Consider the following 26,567-nt stretch of genomic DNA (forward strand, 5'->3'; position numbering starts at 1 on the left):
GAAAATCGTGGAATTATTGATTTTCTGGTACAGCATAATTCTAAGATGCTTTTATCTTGTATGTTGGATGAAAAATAAAAGAGGTGATTTATATGAATACTAAAAAAACAGGTATTCCAAGACTTTTGGAAATTGCAGGAGAAAAACGAGGGTTATTGATTGGATCCTCTATTCTGTCGGGTATTAGTGCTATTTTAATGTTATTACCATACATTGCTGTTTATTTCACAATGGCAGAACTTTTAAAAAATGCTTCTAATCTAATTAAAGCGGATGGGGAATACATGATGCGATGGGGAATCATTGCTCTTACGGGACTAATAGGAGGTGTAGTTTTTATGTATGCATCAGGAATTATGTCACATAAAGCGGCATACCGAATTCAGTATAACTTACGTGTACGTCTTTCTGATCATATTGGTAAACTACCATTAGGTTATTTAAGTAATACTTCAACTGGAATTATTAAGAAAACTTTTGAGCAAAACGTAGAAAAAATAGAAGCTTTTGTGGCACATCAATTACCAGATATGATAAATGTATTTGTCACAGGAATTGCTATTATTCTGATTATGTTAACACTAAATCCACTACTTACAATTGCAGCTATGATTCCATCAGCTTTAGGATTTTGGATACAAATGAAAAAACGTAGTGGTAAAGCTGCACAGGAAAGTGCTAAGAGTTATTATGATGCTCTTGAAAAAATCAGTACCTCTACTACCCAATATGTTAGAGGTATTCCAGTGGTAAAGGTATTTGGAAGGACTGTACATTCTTTTCGTAAGTTTTATAGTGATATGATTTCCTATAGAGATTATTGTGTAAAATACACAGATTATTTTCAGAACACTTATATTGCGGCAAAGGTTTTGCTTAACTCAACACTTATTATGATTTTGCCAGTGGGAATTTTGATACTCACTAAACAAGGTGCAGATCTGTCTTTAACACAGACTATTTTGTTTTTTATAATTCTCGCACCAGCTATGGCTTCTCCTATGTCACGATTTATGGGTTTTGCATCTACTTTGGGAGATATTTCTGAAGGAGTTGTACGTATTGATAGTATTTTTGGACAAAAACCAATAGAAGAATCTAAAGAAGCTAAAACCCCATATTCGTATGATATAGAATTTAACAATGTTTCTTTTTCTTATAATGCAGAAGATGTATCTACACGAACAGAAGCGCTTTCGGGAATAAGTTTTCGAGCAAAACAAGGCTCACTTACGGCACTTGTTGGCCCATCGGGATCAGGAAAGTCTACGGTGGCAAATCTTATTCCTCGTTTTTGGGATATTCAGCAGGGGAAAATATGCATTGGAGGAGTAGATATTAGAGACATTGCAACACATGATTTAATGAATCTAGTATCCTTTGTTTTTCAGGATACTTTCCTATTCCATGATACTGTGTTTGAAAATATACGATTAGGTAGAACTTCTGCAACAAAAGAAGAGGTTTATGCTGCTGCTAAGGCTGCGCAATGTCATAAATTTATTGAAGTTTTGGAAAATGGGTATGAAACTATTGTGGGACAAGGAGGTACTCATCTTTCTGGAGGAGAAGAACAGAGAATTTGCGTAGCAAGGGCCATTCTTAAAAATTCTCCAATTCTTGTACTGGATGAGGCTACTGCTTTTGCTGATCCAGAGAATGAGTATCACATGCAGCTTGCATTGCGTGAACTAATAAAGAATAAAACAGTAATTATGATCGCACATCGTTTGAGTACTATACAAGACGCAGACCAAATTATTGTTATGCAGGATGGAAAAATTAAGGAGCAAGGTGATCACAATATTTTGATAAATAAAGATGGACTTTACAAAAAATTATGGGATGCCTATACTACCGCTTCAAATTGGGGACTTGGCAAAGGAGGAGAGTTGGCATGAAAGTTTTCTATAATATCACCGGTGGTAAACCTAAAAAGCTTATAAAACCTATAGTTTTTACTATATTGGCAAATATCATAAACATGTTACCATTTGGTTTGGCAGTATGGGCTCTGCAAATTTTTTTTGAGCCATTTGTTACTCCAGGAACAATACTTAATACAACAAAACTTTGGATTGTTTTTATAGCACTTTTAATATCAATGGGAATTATGTTTATAGCTGAGATTCCAGCATATCGCTACTCTTATCGTGATGCTTATATGACTGCTGCAGAAGGTAGGGCTGGGCTTGCCGAACATCTGCGTAAGTTACCTATTGGATATCTTACAGGGCAAGACTCCGGTATGCTAGGCAATATGATTATGGGCGATTTTACTATGGTGGAGCATGGAATGTCTCATGTGGTACCAGCATTGATTGGTGCATTGGTGACGCCAGTGCTTGGATTTATAGGTCTTGCCTTTATAGACTGGCGTATGTCTCTTGCTATGTTTGCCGCAATGCCTTTAGCAATACTTATTATTATAGGTACTGCAAAACTTCAAAAGACAATAGGAAAAGGATTGAATGATGCAAAGGTAAATGCAACAAATTGTTTACAGGAATATTTAGAAGGTATTCGCATTATAAAATCTTGTAATATGACAGGGGAACATGCTAAGAATTTGGAGAGCTCTTTTCGAAATTTAATGGAACAGAGCCTTAAAATGGAAGGACTTTTGCAGTCCATTATATTAATGGTAACACCACTTTTACGTAGTGGACTAACAGTAATGATTTATGTAGGAAGTTATCTTTTAATAGGTGGATCCCTTTCTATTATGACATTTGCTACCTTTTTAATAATAGGGACTCGAATTTTTGATCCATTAGCAGAAGCAACCATAAAATTTGCAGAATTACGTTATGATGCACAAGCAGGGGAACGCATAACGAAATTTATGAAAGAGAAAGTTATGACTGGTACACAGACACCGTCAGCAGGTAATGATATTGTTTTTAAGCAAGTTTCTTTTGGATACAAAAATAACCAGGTTCTTAAAGATATTTCAGTTAGTATGAAAGCTGGAACACTTACTGCATTAGTAGGACCATCTGGTAGTGGCAAAAGTACTATTTTAAAGCTGGCAGCACGATTTTATGACCCAGATCAGGGACATATCTTGCTAGGAGGCAGGGATATGAAGGATATTGACCCAGAAGAACTTTTTAAAAGAATATCTATGGTATTTCAAGATGTATATTTGTTTCAAGACACTATTGGTAATAATATACGTTTTGGAAGAGAAAATGCAACACAATCTGAGATAGAGGAAGTAGCAAAAAAAGCTTGCTGTCATGATTTTATAATGAAACTACCTCAAGGATATGGTACACCAGTTGGTGAGGGTGGATGCACCCTATCTGGTGGTGAAAAACAACGAATTTCCATTGCACGAGCTATGCTTAAAAATGCACCTATCGTTTTATTGGATGAAGCTACCGCATCTCTTGATCCTGAAAACGAAGTAGATGTTCAGAAAGCTATTAATGAATTAATTAAAGGAAGAACAGTAATTGTAATTGCACATAGATTAAAGACTATTGTCAGCGCCAACAATATTGTAGTTTTAGATAAGGGACAGATTGTAGAACAGGGAAAACATGAAGATCTACTTAAATACAGTGGTTTATATGCACGCCTATGGAATTTACAACAAACCTCTAGCAGTTTAAAGTTATTAAAATAACATTTGGTTTTAGAAAAGAGCACTAATCTTTATAAGAAAGTGTTCTTTTTTATGCTAGAAAAATTATAATTAAAAAAATCTATTTTATAGGTTAGTTCATAAGTGACAAAAATGAGGATATAGCTATAGATAAGTATAATAATAAACAAAAAACTTTTATTTAATTTATGCCTATTATATGCATGATTAGATATTTTTTTGAGAATAGTAGTAATAATAGAAAATTGGTTTTAAGTGCAATTACAAAAAATAATCATGGTTGTATGGTGAAAAATATTATAACTGATAATATTGAAATATTTGTAAGTTACTAGATAAACTACTATTAAGGAGAGAGAGGTAAGGGTATATGAGTAAAGTATTATACATTAAAGCTAATATAAAACCTGAGGGAATGTCGAGAACCTTTAAAATATCAGATAACTTTGTGGATCAATATAAAAAACTTAATCCAAATGATAAAGTTACAACCTTAGATTTATATAAGGAGAATATAAATTTTTTAAGAGGAGAAGATTTAAATAGTATCTTTGGACCTAAGACTGATGAGAGCAGAAATCATTCTATTTTAAAATATGCATATCAATTTGCTGAAGCAGATAAATATATAATTGCAGCACCAATGTGGAATTTAAGTATCCCTGCAATATTAAAGGCATATATTGATTACGTATCTGTTTCAGGCGTTACATTTAAATATGCTGCAGAGGGACCAGTTGGATTATGCCATGGAAAAAAGGCAATCCATATTGTTGCAAGAGGTGGATCATATTCAGAAGGACCAGCTGTAGCATATGAGATGGGAGACAGATATTTAAGAACAATTTTTGGCTTCTTTGGTATAACTGATTTTTCTACAATATCAGCAGAAAAGCTAGATGTTATGGGGGAGAATGTAGAAGTAATCGTAGGAAGTGCTATTAAAAAGGCTCAGGAAAAGGTAAAAGAATTTTAGTTATAATATAAAGGGAGAATGGTTAAAGCAAAACTATTTTCCCTTTAATAAGAACAGATATAGGTATTGAAAAATATTAGATTAATTATACACAAATATATATAAGCTTCATATTATGTAATATAGAAAAGCCCCTATATATTACATAGGGAATTAAGTATTATTAATAGCATTATAGACAAGCTAAAAACTTGATTCCCTAAATAAATATAGGGGGATTTAAATTATGAGAGATTATTGTGAAGAAATTATGAGAGATCGAGATCGTTGTGGACTTTGTAGTGAATTTGCAAGAATACTTGGAGCAGAAATTTTAAGCACTGCAAATAATGTATGTACTGTAACTTTTTTGAGAGATATAGATGCAGAGATATTAGGAAGACGAACTCGTTCTCCACTAGCATTAGCTGCATTATTCTCATTTGAACCTATAAGAGGTCAAAGAAGAACTCTTAATTTAGGTGAAACAGTAATTCTACAAGAAGAAATTAATGATTTTATTACTGTTCTTAGAGAACATGGAATTCTAGTTACAGCACTTCATAATCATTGGTTGTTTGATGATCCAAGACTTATGTATATTCATTTTGAATCCATCGACGATCCAATAGCTTTTGCAAGAAAAGTAGCAGATGCCCTTAGGGTTTTAGAATAAATGATAAGGATATTTGTGGATTATTCCGCAAATATCCTTGTTTAATAAATAGAATTTTATATAGTAAATTGCAATAATGATTAGTTAGCAAATGAAAAGTTTTATATTAGTCTGTAATAGTTCTTTTGAAAAGAATATAGGTAACAGTAAAATAGCAAATTAATATCATAGCGAAAATTCCAAATATGTTTAGAATGTCAGAAGCTACCTGTCCTAAAGTAATATAAACAATATAATTCCTATAGTTTTTCAAACCTAAATATACCAATGTAGCACCAGCTCCACAGAAAGCAATAAGCGTAGGAACACCAAACCAAACAAACATTTGTTGTCTAATATAGCGTCCTATCTCACACTCATCCACACCTAATTTTTTTATAACTTGAAAACGCTTTTTATGTTCCGTGGCGTCTATCAATTGTTGTAATGATAAAATTGTAAAACAGATTACCATAAGGACTAAGCAAGTGTATGAACCGCCTAAACGGAGCATGAGAGAATTTGATATTCCCTCGTTGATTTGCAATGTTTTAAGCCTTATATAGAATCTATCTTTGGAAAGTACACCTGCTTTATTTACCCAGTTACCTATATCCATATTCATTGTTTTGGCAAAATCATAACTTAGAGGTTTTGTTGTATTAGCAACATAATAGGTAGTGGCAAGGGTAAGGTTATTACATACATAATCTGGTAGAATATATACTGCTTTCATGCCACTTGTAAATATGCCCATTCCAACAGCTACTTGATAATCTGTATTTGGAATCTTTTTCAGTGTATAATTACTAGCTAAAATTATAGGATGTTCATTTTCCAACTCTTTAATTTCATCTGGTAAAGCGGTATTATTCCATATAACAGAAAATCCGTTTTTTGGGAGTGAAACTTCATCATATCCAGATAATTTTAGTAAAGCATTATAGTTACTTAAAGAGATGCCAAGAATAGGCAGGTCTTTTTTTGTTCTAATTTTAAAATCGCTATCCTGTAAAAAGTAGGTTTCCACGTTTGCAGAACCTTTTAATGTATAGTTGCCTTTGGCTAGATAGTGGTCTATATAAGAATAATCCATACTTCCTTTTGGAAGATCATTAATATTTTTTACTGTCTTATATCCTGTAAAAATTTGGACATCATAGACGGAACGGACTTTGAGGTAGCCATCAGTTTGTTTTGCATAAATTGGAAGCCAACTAAGCAGTACTAATGCCATCATTAAAATACAGGTTAGTATTCCCATGGTTTCTGAATTAATTTTTAGTCTTGAAGTTATTTGTCCTAGCAGAAATAGATGATTATACTTAAATGAGGTTGATTTCTTCTTTATTTGAAGAATTAACCATGAAAAGCCACTAAAGGCTGAAATAATGCTAAATAAAATTATAGCCATTGCCAATAATGGCGGAAATGTTCCATAAAGTTGTTTTAATATTCCAAGTCTAACCAATTGATCAAAAGTATCACAAAGGTGCAGCAGAGTAATACCGGAGATTAGACCTACTATTGACATTAGCACCGAAAGCAGACTACCATCTTTTTTTATTAGGACGGTTATAATTAAAAAAAGTATGACAAGAGAAAAAAATACAATAGTACTAGTAATACAAATTCCTAAAAGCAAAGCACCTTCATGGTTAAGATCCCTCCAGCGAGGGAGTAGACCTTTTAAGCACAAATATATAATAAATGTTGATATACACCAAGCAATAATTACCCAGTTAGTAAATATATCTTTAACTGCAAAATCCCTTAAGCTTTTTTCATTTCTTTGCAACATGTCAATTATTTTTTGTTTTCTAATCTGACGAACATTACTGAATCCGATGATCAAAAATAAAGAAAGAAAAAATAGCAATGTCCAAAGAACAGTATCAGGAAAAAGGGAAAAGTAAAGTTGATACTGCTGACCAAAAGAAGTCATAATAATTGCACTTATTAGTTGAGATAGCAAAACGCCTAAAAGGATGCCTCCCAAAATAGCCATAAGTCCCATTAGTAGTGTTTCCATAAAAAACAGATATGCAGTTGTTCTTTGTTCCATCCCCATAATGGTTTGTAAAGCAAATTCTTTTTGTTTCCGTTTTATCATATAACAGTTTACATATGAAATTAGAAAAATAAGTAATAGTGCAATCAGTGGTATAATGATTTTCATTTTGCTAGAGAAATACTCTAAGTTCATTTGTATTGGTAATCTGCTATTGTAAAAAGTACTAGTAATTGATAAAAAACCATAAAATAGCCCAACAGAAATAATCAATGTCAGTAAATAAATTAGGTAGTCTTTTGCAGATCGTTTGGCATTTCTAAAAGCCAGTTTAACGTACATTTGATAAATCACCTCCCAGCAGAGCCAAAACGTCAAGAATTTCATTAAAAAATTGTTTGCGAGTTTTCTCACCTCGAATTATTTCATTAAAAATATGTCCATCTTGTAAAAATAGAACTCGTTTTGTATAGCTAGCTGCAAAAGCGTCGTGTGTAACCATCAGAATTGTAGCATTCAATTCATTATTCATGCTTTGTAGTATATCAAGCAGCATTTGTGAAGATCGACTGTCCAATGCACCGGTGGGTTCATCTGCCAGTAGGAGTTTGGGTGAATTGATTATGGCTCTTGCGCAAGCACATCGTTGCTTTTGCCCACCAGAAACTTCATAGGGAAATTTATTCAGTATTGATTCTATTCCAAGCTGTTTTGCAACGGAAAGAACCTGCTTGTCAATCTTTTCTGAGGCAATATGGTTGATTGTTAATGCAAAGGCAATGTTTTCGTGAATGGTTAATGTGTCTAGTAGATTAAAATCTTGAAAAATAAAGCCTAGGTTTTCGCGTCTAAACTTGGCGATCTCTTTTTCTTTAATCTCTGTAATATCCACATCATCCAAAAAAATATGACCGGCACTAGGGGTATCAATGGTGGAGATACAGTTCAGTAAAGTTGTTTTTCCAGAACCTGATGCCCCCATAATTCCTACAAATTCACCTTTACACACATGAAAGCTAATATCAGCTATGGCTTTTGTTATATTGTTTTTATTTCCATAATATTTTTCCATATGTTCAATTCTTAAAATTTGTTTCATGTTTTTCACCTCACATTTATTTTATGGCATTTAAAAATGAAAGTGTATAGAGTATTCTTACAAAGTTGTTACAAAAATGTAAGAAGTGCAGGAGATTAGTCCTGCACTTTTACAAAGTTGCCTTTTGGGAAAAACAATGTAACAGTGGTACCTTTATCAATTTGGGATTCTGCTGTTATTTTAATTCCCAGCTTGTCACTTAATCTTTTGCACAGATATAGTCCGATACCAGTGGAATGTTTTTCTTTACGACCATTTTCACCTGAAAAACCTTTTTCAAAAATCCTTGGCAAATCACTTTCTACAATACCAATACCATTGTCAGTTACAGACAAAGAAACGCCACCACATACAATATTGGCAGAAAAGCATAATATAGGGTTCTGTTTTCTATATTTAACAGCATTGACGATGAGTTGATTTAGAATAAAACTAATCCATTTTGCATCGGTGTAAACTGTATAATCACAATCTACTACTTGAACAGTTACCTGATTTTTAATTAATAACTGCTTGTTTTCTGTAATTGTGTAGTGGAGGATTTTAGATAAAATAGTTTCATTAATAAGATAATCCTTTTCTAGATTTTCGCTGCGAGCGAAGTATAAAGCTTGTTCAGCAAAGTGGTTTGTTTTTTCAAGTTCAATTAGAAGAGTTCTTGTAATTTCTGACTTATGGTTGTCACAAACTAGTTTCATAGCAGCAATAGGAGTTTTAATTTCATGTATCCACTGTTCAATATATTCTTTGTATTCTTTTCTTTCCCTTTTAACAGCAGCAATCTGTTCAATCATGGATTTATTTGAGGATTTTAGAATTTGATAATATATTTTACTCTCTGTTAAGGTAGGGCGTTGCATTACTTCAGAAATTAAATACTTTTTATCTAGTTGTTCCATTGTATTTAAAAGTTGTGTTAAATAACGATTGTGTAGGTAATACCTTATAAATAAGTATGAAGTAAAAATAATAATCCATGAAATAATGATAATAAAAACAATATCTATCTTATTGCCAACTGCCAAGAGAAATAGGGATAATGTAATCATAGAAATGATATTCACAAAGGTACACACTGCATGATCTTTTATATAATCTATAATCTTCATATCATATATCCCTGCCTATGTTTTGTTTTTATAAAGTTACTTAGACCAATTTGAGCCAGTTTTTCTCTTATTCTTGTAATATTTACACTTAAAGTGTTGTCATCTACATAAAGCTGATTGTCCCATAGATATTCAATTATGTCAGCACGAGGAGCAATTTTTCCAGCATTTTTAAAAAGAAAATATAATATTTTTAGTTCATTTTTTGTGAGTTCAACGGATTGTCCTTTATATTCTATTGTGGCATTGTCCAAGTGTAGAATAGTATTGTGATAGGATAAAATTTCTGTATGTTCAAGTGGATAGGCACGTTTTAGTAAAGAGGATATTTTAGCAAGCAAAATAGAAACATTATAAGGTTTTGTGATAAAGGCGTCTCCACCTAACATAATGCTATTTAATTCATCCATATCAGTGTTACGACTCGTAACAAATATAATGGGGGCATTGGAGAAAGTACGAACTTTTGAACATACTTTAAAACCATCTCCTATAGGCAAATTTATGTCTAATAAAATCAAATGTGGGCAACAATTTTTAATTTCTTCAACAATATCTGAAAAATCCATTACAATAGATACTGCATATTCATTGATATTTAACAAATTTTTTAGTTCTTCCTGAATAACTGGATCATCCTCAATAATCATTATCTGCTTCATTTTTTACCTCCATTTCTACTGTATTATAAAGCCATCTAATAATATTATTATATTTCCTTCTTCTAAAATAAACAACAATAGGAAAATAAGGAAAAGATATGTGATTTTACAAGTGACAAAAATGTAAGGCTTTTTCTCAATATGTAAGGTAAATAAATGGAATGAAATTCTTTGAAAAAGTATAATTAAATCATGAAGTTAAGAAATTTTTAAATTTGAGAGGAAGAGATTTAACATGAATAAATCACTTGTAAGAATAAAAGAAAATTCAATGTTGTTTGGAGTATGTATTGGCATAGCAGAATATTTTAATTTAGATGTTTCAAAAATACGTATTGCTTGGGTTATATCAATATTATTCTTCGGAACAGGATTATTATTATATGTTATATTAGCAATTGTACTTAATAAAAAGGAAGAAGAATATGTAGATGATATTAAAATTGATTTATTAAAATAGATGCTTAAAAAATCTATAAGTTTAGTATTTACTTGCAAATTAGTATAAAAGTATATATAATTATAATACAATATAGATTAAAAAACAGTGTTGATAAAAGCTAGGATTTATAAATTTCTTCAGAGAGTCGATGGTTGGTGAGAATCGGTGAAAAGCTAAATCTGTCCACTTTTGGAACTGTCGGTGATAAATCGAAAGGTTAGTATCCTTTATCATACTAATGTCGAGAGGCTGATTTTTATTATGGATCAGCAATTTGGGTGGCAACGCGGATTTCTTCCGTCCCATTTATTATGGGATGGAGGTTTTTTTATTTTATCCAATGATTACGTGCTCTAATGCTCCCATATTCTTCAAAGTGGAAGTAAAAACTTTCTCTGAAGACAAGAACTCTGTTTATGGTTTAAAAATTATAATATTATTTATATTTAATCTAGGAGGAGAAATCATGTTAGATTTAAAATTTGTAAGAGAAAACCCAGAAATTGTTAAAGAGAATATAAGGAACAAATTTCAGGATAGTAAGCTGAACTTAGTAGATGAAGTAATCTCTATGGATGTTGAACTCAGAAATATAAAGCAAGAAGCAGATTTTTTAAGAGCTAGTAGAAACAAGATTTCAAAGCAAATTGGTGGATTAATGGCTCAAGGTAAGAAAGAAGAAGCAGAAAAAATGAAAAAACAGGTTACATCAGATTCTGAACATTTAGCCCAGTTAGAAGTAAAAGAAGAGGAACTTGAAAAGAAAATTAAAGATATTATGATGGTTATTCCAAATATAATTGATCCAAGTGTTCCTATTGGCAAAGATGATAGTGAAAATGTAGAAGTTCAGCGCTATGGTGAACCAGTTGTACCTGATTTTGAAATTCCATACCATACTGATATTATGGAGAAATTAAATGGTATTGATTTAGATAGTGCTAGAAAGGTTGCTGGTAATGGTTTCTATTATTTGATGGGAGATATTGCTAGACTTCATTCTGCAGTAATTTCTTATGCTAGAGACTTTATGATAAATCGTGGTTTTACATATTGCATTCCACCTTTTATGATTCGTAGTGAAGTTGTAAATGGTGTTATGAGTTTTGCAGAGATGGATGCTATGATGTACAAAATAGAAGGAGAAGATTTATATTTAATTGGAACTAGTGAACATTCTATGATTGGTAAATTTATTGATACCATATTACCTGAAGAATCTTTACCACAAACATTAACTAGTTATTCTCCTTGCTTCAGAAAAGAAAAAGGAGCTCATGGTATTGAGGAAAGAGGAGTATATAGAATTCATCAATTTGAAAAGCAGGAAATGATAGTTGTATGTAAGCCAGAAGATAGTATGATGTGGTATGACAAGTTATGGCAGAATACAGTAGATTTCTTCCGTTCCTTGGATATACCAGTAAGAACTTTAGAATGCTGTTCTGGCGATTTAGCAGATTTAAAGGTAAAATCAGTGGATGTAGAAGCTTGGTCCCCTAGACAGAAAAAATATTTTGAAGTAGGAAGCTGCTCTAACTTGGGTGATGCACAAGCACGCCGACTAAAAATTCGTGTAAGTGGTAAAGATGGTAAATATTTTGCGCATACATTAAATAATACAGTAGTTGCACCTCCAAGAATGTTGATTGCCTTTTTAGAGAATAATTTAAATGCAGACGGTTCTGTAAATATTCCAGTTGCATTACAACCATATATGGGAGGAATGACAATAATTAAATAATAAGTAACAAGGATAGTTTACTTTATCAAACTATCCTTGTTACTTATTATTTTACAGACAATAGTATAAGAAGAATAATTAGAAAATATAAGATGTGTAATAAATAAAATCTGAAAAGGATGCTTGATTAATTAAATATATCAAGTATCCTTTTTTACTTAATATATGGTTAAGTATGTTGCAGACTATATTTTTAATAAAATAATCAGAAGTTTTTAATGTTAGTATCTATATTTTTGTGGACAATCATTAGCAAAAAATATAAAATAATTCAATATAGGAAATTTTTAAAGTTATTAGATAAAGAAAACGATGTAAGAGATGAGGGAGAAAGTATGAACGCATTAGAAAGAAAACGAAAATCTATAGAAATATTAAAAGCTAATAAGGTTCCATATATGGAAGGTCTTCCACTTATTGAGGATGTAAATGATATAGAAGTGCGAAGTGAAGAAGAAATAGCTAAACGTGCTATTGCCTGTTTAATATCTATTCAAGTGGCTTGTGATATTAATAGTGGAGAGAATATTGAAGAATCTAAAGAGTTTTTTCAAGGAGTTTTAGGCAAGTATGCTGTAAGAGAAGAATTAAGTGATAATGAGAAGAAAATTATTTTTGGTAACCCAGAAAATCAAGAAGTAATTAATATGATATGGAAATATGAGGCCTATTGGATACTTATTTGGGCACTGGGAATTGTAGATAAATTAGAATATCCTTCCCAAATATGCGATTGTGACTTTGCAATTCATTCAGTAATGGATTGTGAAGATTTTAATGATTTTATGAAAACAGTTAAATTAAGAAGTATAGATGAAATATTAGATGAAGCGGATTTAATTTATCGTTATAACTGGGCTTGTGTAGATGCTAGAATACATGGAAAAAATGCACCAGCAGGTCTAGATTCAGGAGTGGTATTTGAACGTCATTGGGGATTAAACTGGCTTATTGGAAAAGGTACATATAATGATAACTGGGACAGTGTTTCAACAGATACTTAATAAATTAGAATACAAAATTATTTAGTTGTCTATAGGGAGATGAAAGTGATTAGGATTTGCTTTAATCTCTCTTTCATTAAGGAGAAGAAATGAATAAAGAAAAGATTGTGAAACAAGAACAATTAAATGAAAAGCATAAGCAAGAGATATTAAATAAACTAAAATTAGCAGAAGAAAAAAGAGGGAAGAAGATTAATTTAAATTCACCAATAGCAACTAGTGAGGTGCGTATGCTAGAAGAAAAGTATAACTTCAAGTTGCCACCAGATTATTTTTGGTTTATAACAGAAATAGGTGATGGCGGAGAGGGACCTCATGGAGAATTAATGAAATTTGGTGGAAGAGAAGAGATTTATTATAAATTGTGTGGAAAAGAAAATAGGTTACCTGAATTGAAAAATATGGAGGATGTAGAAAGATATCAAGAAGAATTTATTGATGAATCTCAGAATAACCAATTTGCATTTCAGGAAGGAATATTAAGTATTTGCTATAAAAGTTTTAAATATCCTAATGGTGATAACTGTGGTAATGATGATGAAATGGTACTCATTGTTAATGGAAATAACTATGGTGAAATTATTACTATTCATGTATCACAGGAAAGAATCCCACGTTATGGAAATACTAATTATTTTTTGCATTGGTATGAGCGATGGCTTGAAGATGTGATTTTAGATTGCAATATATCATATGATTTTGAAAATCTTTTAGGTGGAAGTGTGGAAGAACTTGTTGATCTATATAAAATTACAAAGGATAATAACCAAAAGGAAAGAATATGGAATTCTTTTACTAGATTTAAAAAACTGTCTGGAGAAGAAAAGAAAAATATACATGAGTTGCTAATTTATGAAAGTGATAAGGATTTTAAGATACATGGTCTTCATACACTTCAAAAAATCAATTATGATAAAATAGATGAGGTGTTTATCTCTATGATTACATTAGAAAATAAGGAAATATTTAATGAGATATGTAGGATTATATCTTATAAATATACAACATTCATGGATTTTGAAACTTATCGCTGTTATCCAAAAGAAGGACTTGAGAACTGGTATGAATATGCATTAAAGATGTTTCCTTATATTATTGAACAAGAACAAGACTCTTATATGGGATTTGAGGGAGCAAATTTCGAAATTGATTATTGCTTGGACTTGATAACAATAAATCCCAAGTTTAAGGTAGTTGATCTTGAAACTTATTTTATGAATAAAAATGAATATATTGTTTCAAAAATTGCAGAAGAATGCATGAGATATGGAAAAGCAGAGGAATTAAAAGAATTTTTTAAAAGACAAGTAAAACGCCTTATAAAAATAGAGCATTGTAAGAAACTTGATAGATTAATATATAAGATGGAAACTTTTATTTATAAGCATCCCAAATATAAGGAAGAAATAGAACCATTAATATTATCAGGTTCAAAATTAATTGTATCTAAGGCAGATGATGGTGTAGATGTAGAAGTGTTGAACTTAGAAAATATTCGAAACAGACTAAAATGTTAATATTATTTTATAAAAACCTACATTAGAAAAACATTCTAATGTAGGTTTATTGCATTAAGAGGAAATTTAATTAAATTAACTTTTGTTAACACTGCCCGATTTCTAGTTCCAGGACTATTAAGCATATGCCATGCAGTGTATTGTTCGGCATAAGGAATATTAGCAGACATGCAATCAACGGGAACAATAACATTGTAACCGCGGAAAGCAGCACTAGTAGCTGTGTGAAGAACTGCACCATTAGCGGCATAGCCAGTAATTATAACAGTTTTAATACCTTTTTTCTGTAATATTTCTTCTAAATTAGTTTTATAGAATTTATCTACGCTTGATTTTACAATAGGATCACTTGGTAAAGGAGCTAGTTGCTTGAAAACATCTGAAGGATTTCCCGTAGGTATAAGGCTATACACAACTAGCATACCATTTTTGCGGGATTTCGTTAATAAATTATAAATATTAGGGATGGAGGCTATACAGCGATAACTTTTGCATATAGAGGTCTCCATATCTAATATTAATAGTGCGCTGGTTTTTGGATCTACTGTAACTGATTTCAGTTCAGGTGCAGGAGGAACAGAAACGGTATTCCATTCATCAATGATTGTTTGATTTGTTAATTCAGCTCTTATACTCCTAGGAGGCCAGTATCCACTATAGTTAATGTTGTCATTGCTAAGGTATCTAACCCATTGACAATGAATAGGACAAAAATACATCACATCCATTCTCCTAACATGTTTTTATATCATTACATATTATGTATATGTAATGTATAAGAAAAAGTTTCATTTTCACCTTCGGATTATGCTGCTATGGACTTATAAAAAACAACCCTTATGTAGATGGATTACATTCAAATCTTTATTTTTTCTTTATTTTTACTATATAAAATCTAAATATTTACTTATTAGAATAGTAATTGAAATAAAAAAATGTATCTATATAATGCTAATCAAGAGATGATGTTGTATATTTACATTATAGAAAGGAAGTAAGTTTATGTTTAATAAGACTAAAAAACATAGGAGTAAGAAAAAAATATTAATTACAACTTTATGCACATTAACAGTAATTATTTTAGTAGCATTTTTTCTACCAATAGTAACTTATAGAACATCTCCTGTTAATGGTAATAGTGGAATAGCCAGACGACCTGAAGCAGCAAATCGTGACAAAGGTAAATTAAAAAAGTTGCCTTCATATAATAAAAATTCTCCAGAGGCGTTTCAAGTAGACCTAATAAGCAGTGACATTTCAGACTTAGATGTTTCAGATAGGGTGAATGATCTTATGTATTCTGATTTTGATAGCAAAACAAAATGGCCTAAATCACTGCCTAAAGAATTTGATCCCGAAGCCATTATGAATTATGGAAAAAATCCAGGTTTAAATATAAGAAAATTACATGAAAAAGGCATTACTGGTAAAGACGTAAATGTTGCTATTATTGATCAAATGCTTTTAACAGGTCATGAAGAATATAAAGATAGATTAAAGTTTTATGAGGAAATTCATGCAAATGAAGATGGGGGGGCATCTATGCATGGAGCTGCTCTTAGTTCTATAGCAGTAGGTAAAAATGTGGGTGTTGCGCCGGAGGCAAATTTATACTACATTGCACAGTTTTATGCAAATATAACTCCATTAAGTTTTCTTACTATGAAATATAGTTGGGACTTTACCTATTTAGCAAAGTCTGTTGATAGAATACTAGAAATAAATAAAACTCTTCCTAAAGATAAAAAGATAAGAGTAATATCCATGTCTATAGGTTGGGGATCAGGTCAAAAGGGCTTCAAAGAAATAGATGAAGCAGTAAAAAGAGCTAAAAATGAAGGTATACTAGTATTATGTTCAAACTTAGATAGATATTATAACATAAAGTTAATGGGACTTGGAAGAGAGCCACTTAGTGATCCAGATGACCTTAATAGTTATGACATAGGTATATGGTGGAAAAATGAACCTGAATCCTTTGAGAAAATTATAGATAATACCATTATGGTACCTATGGATAGTAGATGTACTGCAAGTCCTACTGGAAATTCTGACTATGTTTTCTATAGAAATGGAGGTTTGAGTTGGGTTACTCCTTATGTAGCAGGACTATATGCATTAGCGTGTCAAGTAAAACCAGATATCACTCCAAAACTTTTCTTTAAAGAAGTCATAGCTACAGGCGATGTAAAAACTATAGAGAAAGATGGCAAAAAACACAAATTTGGTACTATTATAAATCCCGAAAGGTTATTAGACAAGCTACAAAAAGAAAAGTAATCACATTAAAATGATATATAATGTTATTATACTATTTTATTTATAAATAGTATAATAATGTTATATTATTTAAGTATAGGATGATTATAATGAATGAGAAAATATTAATTGTTGATGATGATAGCGACATAAGAGAGATGATGCTTAGCTATTTTTCTAAAGAAGGCTATGAAGTAAATTGTGCAGAAGATGGATATGAGGCTCTTCAGCTTATAAGTAGTGAGAACTTTTCTATTGTATTATTAGATATAATGATGCCAAATTTAGATGGCTATGAAACCATCTCTAAAATGAGAGAATTTACAGATATTCCAGTGATATTTTTAACTGCAAAAGGAGAACAAATGGATAAGGTTTCCGGTTTTATCAAAGGATGTGACGATTACGTAGTTAAGCCCTTTGATTTTACTGAGCTTTCCTTTAGAATTCGTGCTATTTTAAAAAGGACATGCAAAAATTTTAATGAGAGGGAAAAACATATTCTAAAGGTTAAGGATTTAGAAATAAATATTAAAGAATATAGTGTTAAAAAAAATGAAAATTATATAAAATTAACTCCAAAAGAATTTGAAATATTATATCTTTTAGCTTCAAATAAAGGAAGAGTTTACTCTACTAGAATAATTTATGAACTTATATGGAAAGATGCTTTCTTAGAAAATGATAATAGTGTTTTAGTGCATATGCGAAATTTAAGAGAGAAAATAGGGGACAAAGTCAAGGAAAGTAAGTATATTAAAACTATTTGGGGAGTTGGATATAAAATTGAAAAAGATAGCTAGTCTAAAAATAGAACTTGTGTTATTTGCAGTTATATCCTTAATAATATCAGTATCAGTATTTGTTTATTTTGTAAGAAATGCCAAATTAGTATCTGATAAAAGTGATAAGGAAAAAATTGAATTTGTTAATTCTATAAATTTAAACTACTTTGAAAAGGATCTGAAAAAAATTGATTTAAAGGATAAAAATATTTATGAAAAACTTGATAATATGTTTATTGAACATGGAGTTCAGTTTTATATTGTAAAAAAAGATGGAGAGGTTGTTGCATCGCCAAATAAGGATATAAAAAACATTGATGCAGACAAAATTATAGATGGCAAAAGAGAAATTATAAATTTAAAAGCTGGTAAAAATATGGCACAAGTAACCGGATGTGATTATTTAAAGGACGGATGCTATGTGTATTTTTCATGTTTGGGACGTGCTAATTCAGATGGGGTGGCAGTTTTAGCAGGAATTTTTACATTTATAATAGTTTTTACTTTATTTAATTTAGGAAGAATAAATTATATACTAAGCATAAAGAAATCTATTAAAATTATTACTCAAGGACAGCTTTCTCATAGAGTACAACTAAAATATAGAAATGAATTAAGGGAATTAGCAGAAGATATAAATTATATGGCATCAGAACTTGAAAGGGAAGATGAAAAAAGAAAGGAATTTTTAACAAATATTTCTCATGATTTGAGAACTCCTTTAACCTCAATATTAGGTTATTTAAAAATGATAAAAGAAGAAAAATATGAAGATGAAAAAGAACTTGAAGGCTACATAGATAAAATAAATAATAAAAGTTTGTTTTTAAAATCAATGCTGGATGATTTTTTTCAATACTCAAAGTTATCTTCCAGAGATATTGAATTTAATAAAGAGAATATATATATTCAAGAATTAATAAGGCAATTAGTTGAAGAGGAGGAACCCGTTTTTCAAAATAATGACTTACTACTTTGCTCAACACTATTAAAAGAACCAATAAATATAGAAGGTGATGGGGAATTATTAGTTAGAGCTGTGAATAATCTTTTATCTAATGCTTTAAAATATTCAAAGAAAAACACAGCAGTTACTATAGAAGTATATAAAGAAATAATAGAAAAGCACATATTTGCTGTGATATCTATAAGCAATGTACCAAAAGAACATATAGATGAAGAAGAGATAGAAAGTTTTTTTGAAAGGCTTTATAAAAAAGACAAGTCTAGAAGCAAACAAGGAAGTGGACTTGGATTATCTATAGTTAAAGAAATATTAAAAATTCACAATGGGTACATAAAAGGAAGTATAGAGGATGGTAAAGTAGTTTTTAAATTGTTTATAAAAATGCATAATGATAGATTTGCTGTATAAGACAATAGTATTTTAATGGATTTAGCCACAATATCGCTCTCTATTATACATATATACCATCGCCTGTAGGAGGCTTAAATAGTTGATTGCAAGCGGTGGTGTTTTTGATTGATAAGAGTGTATTTGCTAATAAAGCTAGTAAAAATGTATATAAGTAATGTAGATAAATATATTAAATTTATTTTTATGATATAATATGGATATTCTAGCAAATCAATTTATGGGAGTGAATGATGTGGAAATTAAAATACTTGATAAGTTAGATTCTATTTATGAGATATTCGGACTAATTTATATGAGTCATAACTATGAAAAAGTTATTGATATTTTAATAGAAGAACTTAATAACAATGGAGTTAACGGAGAATTATTTCTAAAGAAAAACTTTAAGATAATTGATAAATACATAAAAACTTTTGACAAATATAAGATTATTAATGAAAATGAAGTAGTATTTTTTGATGAAGATGATGCATTTATTTTTATGCTAGTTGCATTTGTTTTAATTAACAATAAGGAGTTAATATATTCATCAGATAATATAACAAATGATCAGCTTAAATCCATGATCTTAGATGTTTACAATGAGGTATTTGAGGATGAAAAGAATATAGATTCTATTAATACATTAGACAATATAATAGAATTTTTAAAAGGACTGGATATTAAAGAAAATACTAAATGGAAGTTAATGATTATTTTAAATGATCCTAAAAAATACTATAAATCTTTAATTAATATAATAGAAAATAATAAAAATGCATATAATGAAGCTTATAAAGCTGTTGAAAAACCATTATCTAAATTAATAAATAATTATATTAGATATGTTAACTCGGAAAAATGTGAGATATTAAATAATATTATAAAAAATAATGAAAATAACATAACTGTAATTCCTACCTTAGCATTTGGTGCTTCATTATTTGAGTTTAAGAATACATACTTTATGGGTTTATTATATGAGATTATAAGTAAAGAGTACATTTATTCTATGGGGAATAAGGGAGAACTTGTTTTAAAGTTGAAAGCTTTAAGTGATAAAAGTAAATTAGAAATAATATCACTTTTAAAGGTTGGTCCTAAATATAGCTTGGAGATAGCTGAGGCTTTAAAGCTTACTCCAGCTACAGTTTCCTATCATATGGGATCATTATTAGAATGTAGTATGGTTGTTGTAGAAAAGAAACAGGGTAAGGTATATTATTATTTAAATAAAACTGGATTAAAAAATTTTATAGATGAACTTAATAGTGTATTATTATAAAAAAATCTCTCAGGGAACTGGGAGATTTTTTTATAATAGTATTAGAATATTATGTAATTTATTTGACAAGTATCTAATTTGGTAATATTATAAAAACATGAATTATATAACTATCTAACTAATTAGATAGTTATATAATTAAATTAATTTAAATTGGGGGAGTTGCCATGAAAGAATGTATTAAGAGAAATAAACTACTATTAATGTTTACCATTATATTTAGCATAATATCATCAGTGGCCATGGTAGGATTATCATTATTTATTCAAGCTACTATAGACTATGTTACTGTTAGGAATATGGATGGTTTTAAAAGGATACTAATATATTCAGTAGGATATGGTATTCTTATAGGATTACTATATTTTATATATGATATTCTAAGTAAAATGTTCATTAGAAATTTATTAAAGATGTTAAGAACTAAAGTGTTTTTTGGTATACTTAGAAGAAACTATAAGGATTTTAATTCAAAAAATACAGCAGATTATATTTCAGTATTGACAAATGACATGAAATTAATAGAGGAAAACTATGTTGTTCCATTACTTTTAATTCTTCAATGTAGTGTTATGTTTACAGCAACAGTTATTCTTTTATTATATTTAAGCCCATTAGTTACATTAGGAATTTTTATAAGTATGTTATTAATTTTTATAGTTCCAAATATATTTGGAAAAGCTTTACAAAATAGACAATTAGAGCTTTCAAGTAGGTTATCATTCTTTACATCTAAACTTAAGGATATCTTTTCTGGATATGATGTTATTAGATCATACAATTTAAGAAGAAATATAAATAAAGAATTTGAAGAAGAGAATAATAATTTATCTAATGCAAAATTCACAGCTGATAAGATATTTGTAATAAATGAATCACTATCTCAAATGTTAGGAATGGGAACACAATTTGTAGCTATATTTTTATCAGCATACTTAGTTATAAAAGGTAACTTAACCATGGGAATGCTTATTGCTATTATCGAACTTTCTGCTACTTTTGTACAGCCTGTAATAATGATAATGAGCAATGTTCCTAAGCTTAATAGTGTTAAACCTATAATTAAAAAAATTGATGATTTTTCCAACTATAAAGATACTGATTTTATTGGTAAGGATAACCCTTATTTTAATAATAACTTAGAGGTGTCAAATTTATCTTTTAATTATGGTAACGAGAAAGTTGTTATCGACAATATAAGTTTAAGGATAGATAAAAACAAAAAATATGCAATAGTAGGGGAAAGTGGATGTGGTAAATCTACCTTAATAAAGTTAATGCTTGGGTATTATTCTGATTTTACTGGAGATATAAAATTTGATGGAAACAGTATTAAGAATTTAAATATAGAAAAGCTAAACAAAATGATTTCAATTATACATCAAAATGTATATATGTTTGATAAAAGTATAAAAGACAATATATACTTATATAAGGAATTTTCAAAAGAACAAATCAATGATGCTTTAAATTTAAGTGGGGTAAATAAATTTATAGAGGAAACAACTGATGGATTAAATTATTTGGTTGGAGAAAATGGTAGTAATCTTTCAGGGGGGCAAAGGCAAAGAATAGCGATTGCTAGAGCCTTAATTCAAAAAACATCAATACTTGTACTGGATGAAGGCACATCCGCTATAGATATGCAGACAGCTTATGATATAGAAAGTAAACTGTTAAATATAGAAAATTTAACTCTAATTACAATTACTCATAAAATGAGTGAAGAATTATTAAGTCTATATGATGAGATAATGTATATGGAAAATGGACAAATAGTTGAAAGAGGAAACTTAAAAGAATTGTTAGAGAAAAGGGAAAAATTCTTTAACTTCTATATAGTATAAAGTTGTACTATATATAATTTAATTAAATAAGAGCAATCTCTGTTACTAAAAAGAGGGCGTCGCACTAAAAATAAATCCTACAATATATTGTGCTAACTTTAAACTTGTAAGACAGTATATTGTATGTAAATTCCTTAATGCGACAATCTTTTTTTATTTGGATATATTTTTAATTTTTGGGTATATTTTTTAATTTTATTGAGGTAATAACTTTTGTATTTTTATCAAAATCAATACGGAGTTCTTGTCCATATGCTCCCATATCACTAATAAAGTATGTAATCCATCCTGTTTGTTTGAAATAATCAACTTTTGGAGCACCATAAGTTTTAATAACATCATCATATGTTGATGCTAAAGTAATACCTTTTGGTAATACTACAGTATTTTTATATGAGTCACCTTCTTTTTCTACTTTAATAGCACCTAACATGGCATCATCAAACTTTACTGTAGAGCCACTTGTATTATAAAGTGTTACTGTAATACGAGTTTCTGCACTTTTACTTCCATCATCCATATAAATAGAGTCTACATAATAACCATGTTTTAAGGGTTGTCCTTTATCAGCAAAATCATTATACTTCCATCCGTTATCTACTAAACTTTGTGCTTTAACAGGTAGAGTGTATTTTACTCCATTTAAAGTGATATCTCCACTCAATGGATCTGCCTTCATCTGGGAAGTGTATGTTTTAATGTCTTCTTTTGTAAGTTCCTTAACTTTTTTAGAATTTCCACAAGCAGTTAGTGTGAATAAAAATAGGCTTAAACATAAAATAAGTATTTTTTTCATAAAATTATCCTTTCTTTGTTGAAAATTTATAACTTTGTATTTTAAATAAATTAATAGTGTTAATTTTGGCTATGTAATTATACCATATATTCCATCATTGTCAAGTGAATGAAAATAAATCCACTGATTTATTTGTTACATTAAAATTAACTACTGTGTTATGGAAGATTTATTATGCCATTGATGTACAGATATTGCTGCATTTATAAGGAAACATTAGATACTGGAAGCTTTAAAGCTCAAGGTGGTGGATTTAAAAGATTAAATGATGTAATATTTAAAGGTAAGTTAGAAGAAATAATATCAAAAGTAAAAATATATATGTTTGAAAATAAGGAGATTAGCTAGGGATGAATACACAAGAGATAGTAAGTAAATTTTGGAACATGTGTAATGTATTAAGAGATGATGGAATAACCTACCACCAATATGTAGTAGAATTAACCTATATTCTTTTCTTAAAGATGGCAAAAGAAACAGGGGCAGAAGATAAATTACCACAAGGTTTTAGATGGGATGATTTAAAGTGTAAAAGTGGAGTAGAACTTAAGAATTTTTATAAGGAGTTGTTAAATCATTTAGGAGAAGAAACCACAGGAATAGTACAACAAATATATCAAGGTTCAGCTACTAATATAGAAGAGCCAAAGAATTTAGAAAAAATAATTACAACTATAGATGTATTAGATTGGTATTCAGCTAAAGAAGAGGGACTTGGAAACCTATATGAAGGATTATTAGAGAAGAATGCATCTGAGAAAAAATCAGGAGCAGGACAATACTTTACTCCGAGAGTGTTAATTGATGTTATGGTAAAGCTTATTGATCCAAAACCTGGTGAAAAATGTAATGATCCAGCAGCAGGAACCTTTGGATTTATGATTGCAGCAGATCACTATTTAAAAGAAAAAACAGATAATTATTTTGATTTAGATACAGATTTAGCAGAATTTCAAAGAACTAAAGCTTTTTCGGGATGCGAGTTAGTTCATGAAACTCATAGATTAGCACTTATGAATGCAATTCTACATGATATAGAGGGAAACATAATCTTAGGAGATACACTAACTAATATAGGAAAACAAATGAAAGATTTAGATGTAGTGCTTTCTAATCCTCCTTTTGGAACAAAGAAAGGTGGAGAAAGAGCCACAAGGGATGACTTAACATTTATTACATCTAACAAGCAATTAAACTTTTTACAACATATATATAGAAGTTTAAAGACAGATGGAAAGGCAAGAGCAGCAGTAGTGTTACCAGATAATGTTTTATTCCAAGAAGGTGACGGAATAAAGATAAGAGAAGACTTAATGGATAAATGTAATTTACATACCATATTAAGACTTCCAACAGGTATCTTCTATGCACAGGGAGTTAAGACAAATGTATTATTTTTTACAAGAGGAAAAGAAGATAAAGATAATACAAAGGAAGTATGGATTTACGATTTAAGAACTAATATGCCAAGTTTCGGTAAAACAAACCCATTAGAACATTCACACTTTGATGACTTTATAAAAGCATACAGGGCTGAAAATAGAGAATTAATAAAAGATCAAAGATGGAATAAGTTCACTAGAGAAAAAATAAGAGAAAAGAATGATAATCTAGATTTAGGACTTATAAAAGATGATTCTATATTAGACTATGAAGATTTACCGGACCCAATAGAATCAACGGAAGAAGCAGTAGCAAAACTAGAAGAAGCAACTGACTTACTTTTAAGCGTTATTAAAGAATTAAGAAGCTTAGAGAAGTAAGGAGGATAAATTATGGCTAAAAAAAATATGATATTGGAAGAAAAGTTAGAAGAAGCTATTGTTAAGGATGCTCCTTATGAAGTGCCGGAGAATTGGGTGTGGGGTAATTTTGAATATATCTTTGATAATGTAACAAGTAGTAGCAAAAAGTTAAAACAAAAAGATTACCAAACATGTTCTGAATATATTAATATTCCTGTAATTGATCAGGGTGAAAGTTTTATTGGAGGTTATACAGATAAAGTAGAACTGGCATATAGTGGTAAGCTACCAGTAATAATATTTGGTGATCATTCAAAATGTATAAAATATGTTGATTTTGATTTTGTACAAGGTGCAGATGGAGTAAAAGTATTATTATCACGAGAAATAAATACAAAATACTTATATTATATGTTAATGAATTTAAGACTGCCAGATAAGGGATATAGTAGGTATTTTAAGTTTTTAAGGGAAAAACCAATGCCTATTGCGCCTTTAAAAGAACAACAGAGGATTGTAAATACAATAGAGAACCTTTTTAAAAAGTTGGATAGGTCTAAAGAGCTAATTGAAGAAGCTAGAGAAGGATTTGAAAAGAGAAAAACTTCTATATTGGAGAAAGCTTTTAGGGGAGAGCTAACTAAAAAGTGGAGAGAATATAGAGGAATACAATCCAGTGATAAATTAATTTCGTTAAAGGAAGTAGCAAATTTCAAAGGTGGATTTGCATTTAAAAGTACACAGTTTGTAGAAGAAGGCATTCAAGTAATTAGAATGGGCAATCTTTATAATGGAATTTTAGATTTAGAAAGAAGCCCAGTATTTGTTCCTAAAGATTTTGACATTAATTTAGTTAATAAATACAAAATTAAAAAAGGAGATATTCTCTTAACACTAACAGGAACAAAGTACAAAAGAGATTATGGATTTGCGGTATTAATAGATGAGGATAGAGATCTTTTACTAAATCAAAGAATTTTAAGTATCACGCCTAAAGAATCTATAGTTACTAAATATTTATATTATTATTTAAAGAGTGATACATTTAAAGATATATTCTTTAGTCAAGAAACCGGTGGAGTAAATCAAGGAAATGTTAGTGGGAAATTTGTAGAAACCATTAAAATAAAAAATATATCTATTGAAGAACAAAAAGAAATAGTAAAAATTTTAGATAATCTTTTAGAAAAAGAATCCAAAATAGAAAAACTTACTGAGTTAGAAGATCAAATTGAATTAATAAAGAAATCAATTCTTGCAAAAGCCTTTAGAGGGGAACTTGAAACAAATTCAGAGGATGAGGAAAGTGCTTTAGAACTATTTAAGAAAATTTTAAGTATTGAAAAGTCATCTTAAATAAAGTAGGTGGGAATGAAATGTGTTAAATCAAAAACACAAGAGAATAAAGATAAGAATGGATATGAAAAAGGATATTGTATCAGTATCAATCTTGGAAATAGTCATTTCAGGAGGGATATTTATAAAAAGAAAACGATAGAAAATTGCAGTTAAAAGTGTTAGTGTAAATATTTATAGAAAGAGAATATTACCAAAATGAAGGAGAAACTAAAAGGAAAGTTTCTCTTTTATTTTTTTACCATTTTTAAAACTATTACTATCTTTATTACGAATACATAAATGAGAAGACAAACATTAATAGGATAAACAGAGTTCTTGGCTTC

Annotated in this window: 22 protein-coding genes and 1 other annotated feature; of the genes, 16 read left to right on the forward strand and 6 right to left on the reverse strand. The window is 29.7% G+C overall.

The annotated features are described in order from the left end of the window. Nucleotides 1–92 precede the first annotated feature (92 nt). The 4 genes from T514_RS0109625 to T514_RS0109640 all read left to right on the forward strand — a co-directional run bounded on the left by T514_RS0109625 (nt 93) and on the right by T514_RS0109640 (nt 5,244). Nucleotides 93–1,901 (forward strand): ABC transporter ATP-binding protein, encoded by a 1,809-nt coding sequence (locus T514_RS0109625; RefSeq protein WP_027624586.1) that lies wholly within the window; start codon nt 93–95, stop codon nt 1,899–1,901. Beyond that, nucleotides 1,898–3,634 (forward strand): ABC transporter ATP-binding protein, encoded by a 1,737-nt coding sequence (locus T514_RS0109630; protein WP_027624587.1) that lies wholly within the window; start codon nt 1,898–1,900, stop codon nt 3,632–3,634. Before T514_RS0109625 ends, T514_RS0109630 begins: the two co-directional genes overlap by 4 nt. A 349-nt stretch (nt 3,635–3,983) precedes the next feature. Further along, nucleotides 3,984–4,589, forward strand: a complete 606-nt coding sequence (locus T514_RS0109635) for an FMN-dependent NADH-azoreductase (protein ID WP_027624588.1) — start codon at nt 3,984–3,986, stop codon at nt 4,587–4,589. Between the two features lie 226 nt (nt 4,590–4,815). Further along, the gene (locus tag T514_RS0109640; RefSeq protein WP_242850580.1) at nt 4,816–5,244 is read left to right on the forward strand and encodes a DUF1259 domain-containing protein; all 429 of its coding nucleotides are present in this window, start codon (nt 4,816–4,818) and stop codon (nt 5,242–5,244) included. Nucleotides 5,245–5,350: 106 nt separating this feature from the next. Here T514_RS0109640 and T514_RS0109645 read toward each other — a convergent pair whose 3' ends face one another. From T514_RS0109645 to T514_RS0109660, 4 genes are all read right to left on the reverse strand, one after another. Continuing rightward, complete coding sequence (locus T514_RS0109645) at nt 5,351–7,576, reverse strand: FtsX-like permease family protein (RefSeq protein WP_034868701.1); 2,226 nt, start codon at nt 7,574–7,576, stop codon at nt 5,351–5,353. Beyond that, the gene (locus tag T514_RS0109650; protein ID WP_027624591.1) at nt 7,566–8,333 is read right to left on the reverse strand and encodes an ABC transporter ATP-binding protein; all 768 of its coding nucleotides are present in this window, start codon (nt 8,331–8,333) and stop codon (nt 7,566–7,568) included. The genes T514_RS0109645 and T514_RS0109650 overlap by 11 nt, the downstream gene beginning before the upstream one ends. A gap of 95 nt (nt 8,334–8,428) precedes the next feature. Beyond that, the gene (locus T514_RS0109655; RefSeq protein WP_034868703.1) at nt 8,429–9,442 is read right to left on the reverse strand and encodes a sensor histidine kinase; all 1,014 of its coding nucleotides are present in this window, start codon (nt 9,440–9,442) and stop codon (nt 8,429–8,431) included. Continuing rightward, nucleotides 9,439–10,104 carry a response regulator transcription factor gene (locus tag T514_RS0109660; protein ID WP_027624593.1) on the reverse strand — a complete coding sequence of 222 codons (666 nt, stop codon included), beginning with the start codon at nt 10,102–10,104 and terminating at the stop codon, nt 9,439–9,441. Before T514_RS0109660 ends, T514_RS0109655 begins: the two co-directional genes overlap by 4 nt. Before the next feature lie 235 nt (nt 10,105–10,339). Between T514_RS0109660 and T514_RS0109665 the strand changes: the two genes are divergently transcribed. The 4 genes from T514_RS0109665 to T514_RS0109680 all read left to right on the forward strand — a co-directional run bounded on the left by T514_RS0109665 (nt 10,340) and on the right by T514_RS0109680 (nt 14,811). Then, nucleotides 10,340–10,564 (forward strand): PspC domain-containing protein, encoded by a 225-nt coding sequence (locus T514_RS0109665; RefSeq protein ID WP_034868705.1) that lies wholly within the window; start codon nt 10,340–10,342, stop codon nt 10,562–10,564. 81 nt (nt 10,565–10,645) lie between these two features. Further along, nucleotides 10,646–10,854 (forward strand) — a binding site (T-box leader). A 158-nt stretch (nt 10,855–11,012) separates the two neighbouring features. Then, nucleotides 11,013–12,290: a serine--tRNA ligase gene (serS, locus tag T514_RS0109670; RefSeq protein ID WP_027624595.1), complete on the forward strand. Its 1,278-nt coding sequence runs from the start codon at nt 11,013–11,015 to the stop codon at nt 12,288–12,290. A gap of 218 nt (nt 12,291–12,508) precedes the next feature. Continuing rightward, the gene (locus tag T514_RS0109675; RefSeq protein WP_242850581.1) at nt 12,509–13,294 is read left to right on the forward strand and encodes a DUF4272 domain-containing protein; all 786 of its coding nucleotides are present in this window, start codon (nt 12,509–12,511) and stop codon (nt 13,292–13,294) included. Between the two features lie 89 nt (nt 13,295–13,383). Then, a complete protein-coding gene (locus T514_RS0109680; RefSeq protein ID WP_027624597.1) occupies nt 13,384–14,811 on the forward strand; it encodes a hypothetical protein in 1,428 nt (475 codons plus the stop codon). 35 nt (nt 14,812–14,846) lie between these two features. Here the strand turns inward: T514_RS0109680 and T514_RS0109685 are convergent, their stop codons facing one another. After that, complete coding sequence (locus tag T514_RS0109685) at nt 14,847–15,533, reverse strand: isochorismatase family protein (protein ID WP_027624598.1); 687 nt, start codon at nt 15,531–15,533, stop codon at nt 14,847–14,849. 280 nt (nt 15,534–15,813) lie between these two features. On the opposite strand from T514_RS0109685, the gene T514_RS26580 reads away from it, so the two are divergent. The 5 genes from T514_RS26580 (at nt 15,814) to T514_RS0109710 (ending at nt 22,344) form a co-directional block, all read left to right on the forward strand. Further along, the gene (locus tag T514_RS26580) at nt 15,814–17,091 is read left to right on the forward strand and encodes a S8/S53 family peptidase (RefSeq protein WP_156939864.1); all 1,278 of its coding nucleotides are present in this window, start codon (nt 15,814–15,816) and stop codon (nt 17,089–17,091) included. Between the two features lie 89 nt (nt 17,092–17,180). After that, on the forward strand, nt 17,181–17,873 hold the full coding sequence (locus T514_RS0109695; protein WP_027624600.1) for a response regulator transcription factor: 693 nt from the start codon (nt 17,181–17,183) through the stop codon (nt 17,871–17,873). Beyond that, nucleotides 17,857–19,230, forward strand: coding sequence for a sensor histidine kinase (locus tag T514_RS0109700; protein ID WP_027624601.1), 1,374 nt, complete (start codon nt 17,857–17,859; stop codon nt 19,228–19,230). The genes T514_RS0109695 and T514_RS0109700 overlap by 17 nt, the downstream gene beginning before the upstream one ends. A 235-nt stretch (nt 19,231–19,465) precedes the next feature. Then, nucleotides 19,466–20,497, forward strand: a complete 1,032-nt coding sequence (locus T514_RS0109705) for an ArsR/SmtB family transcription factor (RefSeq protein WP_027624602.1) — start codon at nt 19,466–19,468, stop codon at nt 20,495–20,497. A gap of 167 nt (nt 20,498–20,664) precedes the next feature. Beyond that, on the forward strand, nt 20,665–22,344 hold the full coding sequence (locus T514_RS0109710; RefSeq protein WP_027624603.1) for an ABC transporter ATP-binding protein: 1,680 nt from the start codon (nt 20,665–20,667) through the stop codon (nt 22,342–22,344). Between the two features lie 169 nt (nt 22,345–22,513). On the opposite strand, the gene T514_RS24320 is transcribed toward T514_RS0109710, so the two are convergent. Next, nucleotides 22,514–23,140: a hypothetical protein gene (locus tag T514_RS24320; RefSeq protein WP_034868708.1), complete on the reverse strand. Its 627-nt coding sequence runs from the start codon at nt 23,138–23,140 to the stop codon at nt 22,514–22,516. Between the two features lie 174 nt (nt 23,141–23,314). Between T514_RS24320 and T514_RS26585 the strand changes: the two genes are divergently transcribed. From T514_RS26585 to T514_RS0109730, 3 genes are read left to right on the forward strand one after another with little or no spacing between them, the layout of a single operon-like run. Beyond that, complete coding sequence (locus T514_RS26585) at nt 23,315–23,488, forward strand: hypothetical protein (protein ID WP_156939866.1); 174 nt, start codon at nt 23,315–23,317, stop codon at nt 23,486–23,488. Nucleotides 23,489–23,490: 2 nt separating this feature from the next. After that, entirely contained in the window at nt 23,491–24,903 is a 1,413-nt protein-coding gene (locus T514_RS0109725) for a class I SAM-dependent DNA methyltransferase (protein ID WP_027624605.1), read from the forward strand. Nucleotides 24,904–24,915: 12 nt separating this feature from the next. Next, nucleotides 24,916–26,241, forward strand: coding sequence for a restriction endonuclease subunit S (locus T514_RS0109730; protein ID WP_027624606.1), 1,326 nt, complete (start codon nt 24,916–24,918; stop codon nt 26,239–26,241). Nucleotides 26,242–26,567 lie beyond the last annotated feature (326 nt).

The sequence above is a fragment of the Clostridium lundense DSM 17049 genome (assembly GCF_000619945.1).
GTDB lineage: Bacteria > Bacillota > Clostridia > Clostridiales > Clostridiaceae > Clostridium_AO > Clostridium_AO lundense.

Coding starts and splice junctions, on each gene's coding strand:
- T514_RS0109625 (WP_027624586.1), top strand. CDS start 93: ATGAATACTAAAAAAACAGGTATTCCAAGACTTTTGGAAATTGCAGGA.
- T514_RS0109630 (WP_027624587.1), top strand. CDS start 1,898: ATGAAAGTTTTCTATAATATCACCGGTGGTAAACCTAAAAAGCTTATA.
- T514_RS0109635 (WP_027624588.1), top strand. CDS start 3,984: ATGAGTAAAGTATTATACATTAAAGCTAATATAAAACCTGAGGGAATG.
- T514_RS0109640 (WP_242850580.1), top strand. CDS start 4,816: ATGAGAGATTATTGTGAAGAAATTATGAGAGATCGAGATCGTTGTGGA.
- T514_RS0109645 (WP_034868701.1), bottom strand. CDS start 7,576: ATGTACGTTAAACTGGCTTTTAGAAATGCCAAACGATCTGCAAAAGAC.
- T514_RS0109650 (WP_027624591.1), bottom strand. CDS start 8,333: ATGAAACAAATTTTAAGAATTGAACATATGGAAAAATATTATGGAAAT.
- T514_RS0109655 (WP_034868703.1), bottom strand. CDS start 9,442: ATGAAGATTATAGATTATATAAAAGATCATGCAGTGTGTACCTTTGTG.
- T514_RS0109660 (WP_027624593.1), bottom strand. CDS start 10,104: ATGAAGCAGATAATGATTATTGAGGATGATCCAGTTATTCAGGAAGAA.
- T514_RS0109665 (WP_034868705.1), top strand. CDS start 10,340: ATGAATAAATCACTTGTAAGAATAAAAGAAAATTCAATGTTGTTTGGA.
- serS (WP_027624595.1), top strand. CDS start 11,013: ATGTTAGATTTAAAATTTGTAAGAGAAAACCCAGAAATTGTTAAAGAG.
- T514_RS0109675 (WP_242850581.1), top strand. CDS start 12,509: ATGTTAGTATCTATATTTTTGTGGACAATCATTAGCAAAAAATATAAA.
- T514_RS0109680 (WP_027624597.1), top strand. CDS start 13,384: ATGAATAAAGAAAAGATTGTGAAACAAGAACAATTAAATGAAAAGCAT.
- T514_RS26580 (WP_156939864.1), top strand. CDS start 15,814: ATGTTTAATAAGACTAAAAAACATAGGAGTAAGAAAAAAATATTAATT.
- T514_RS0109695 (WP_027624600.1), top strand. CDS start 17,181: ATGAATGAGAAAATATTAATTGTTGATGATGATAGCGACATAAGAGAG.
- T514_RS0109710 (WP_027624603.1), top strand. CDS start 20,665: ATGAAAGAATGTATTAAGAGAAATAAACTACTATTAATGTTTACCATT.
- T514_RS24320 (WP_034868708.1), bottom strand. CDS start 23,140: ATGAAAAAAATACTTATTTTATGTTTAAGCCTATTTTTATTCACACTA.
- T514_RS26585 (WP_156939866.1), top strand. CDS start 23,315: ATGCCATTGATGTACAGATATTGCTGCATTTATAAGGAAACATTAGAT.
- T514_RS0109725 (WP_027624605.1), top strand. CDS start 23,491: ATGAATACACAAGAGATAGTAAGTAAATTTTGGAACATGTGTAATGTA.
- T514_RS0109730 (WP_027624606.1), top strand. CDS start 24,916: ATGGCTAAAAAAAATATGATATTGGAAGAAAAGTTAGAAGAAGCTATT.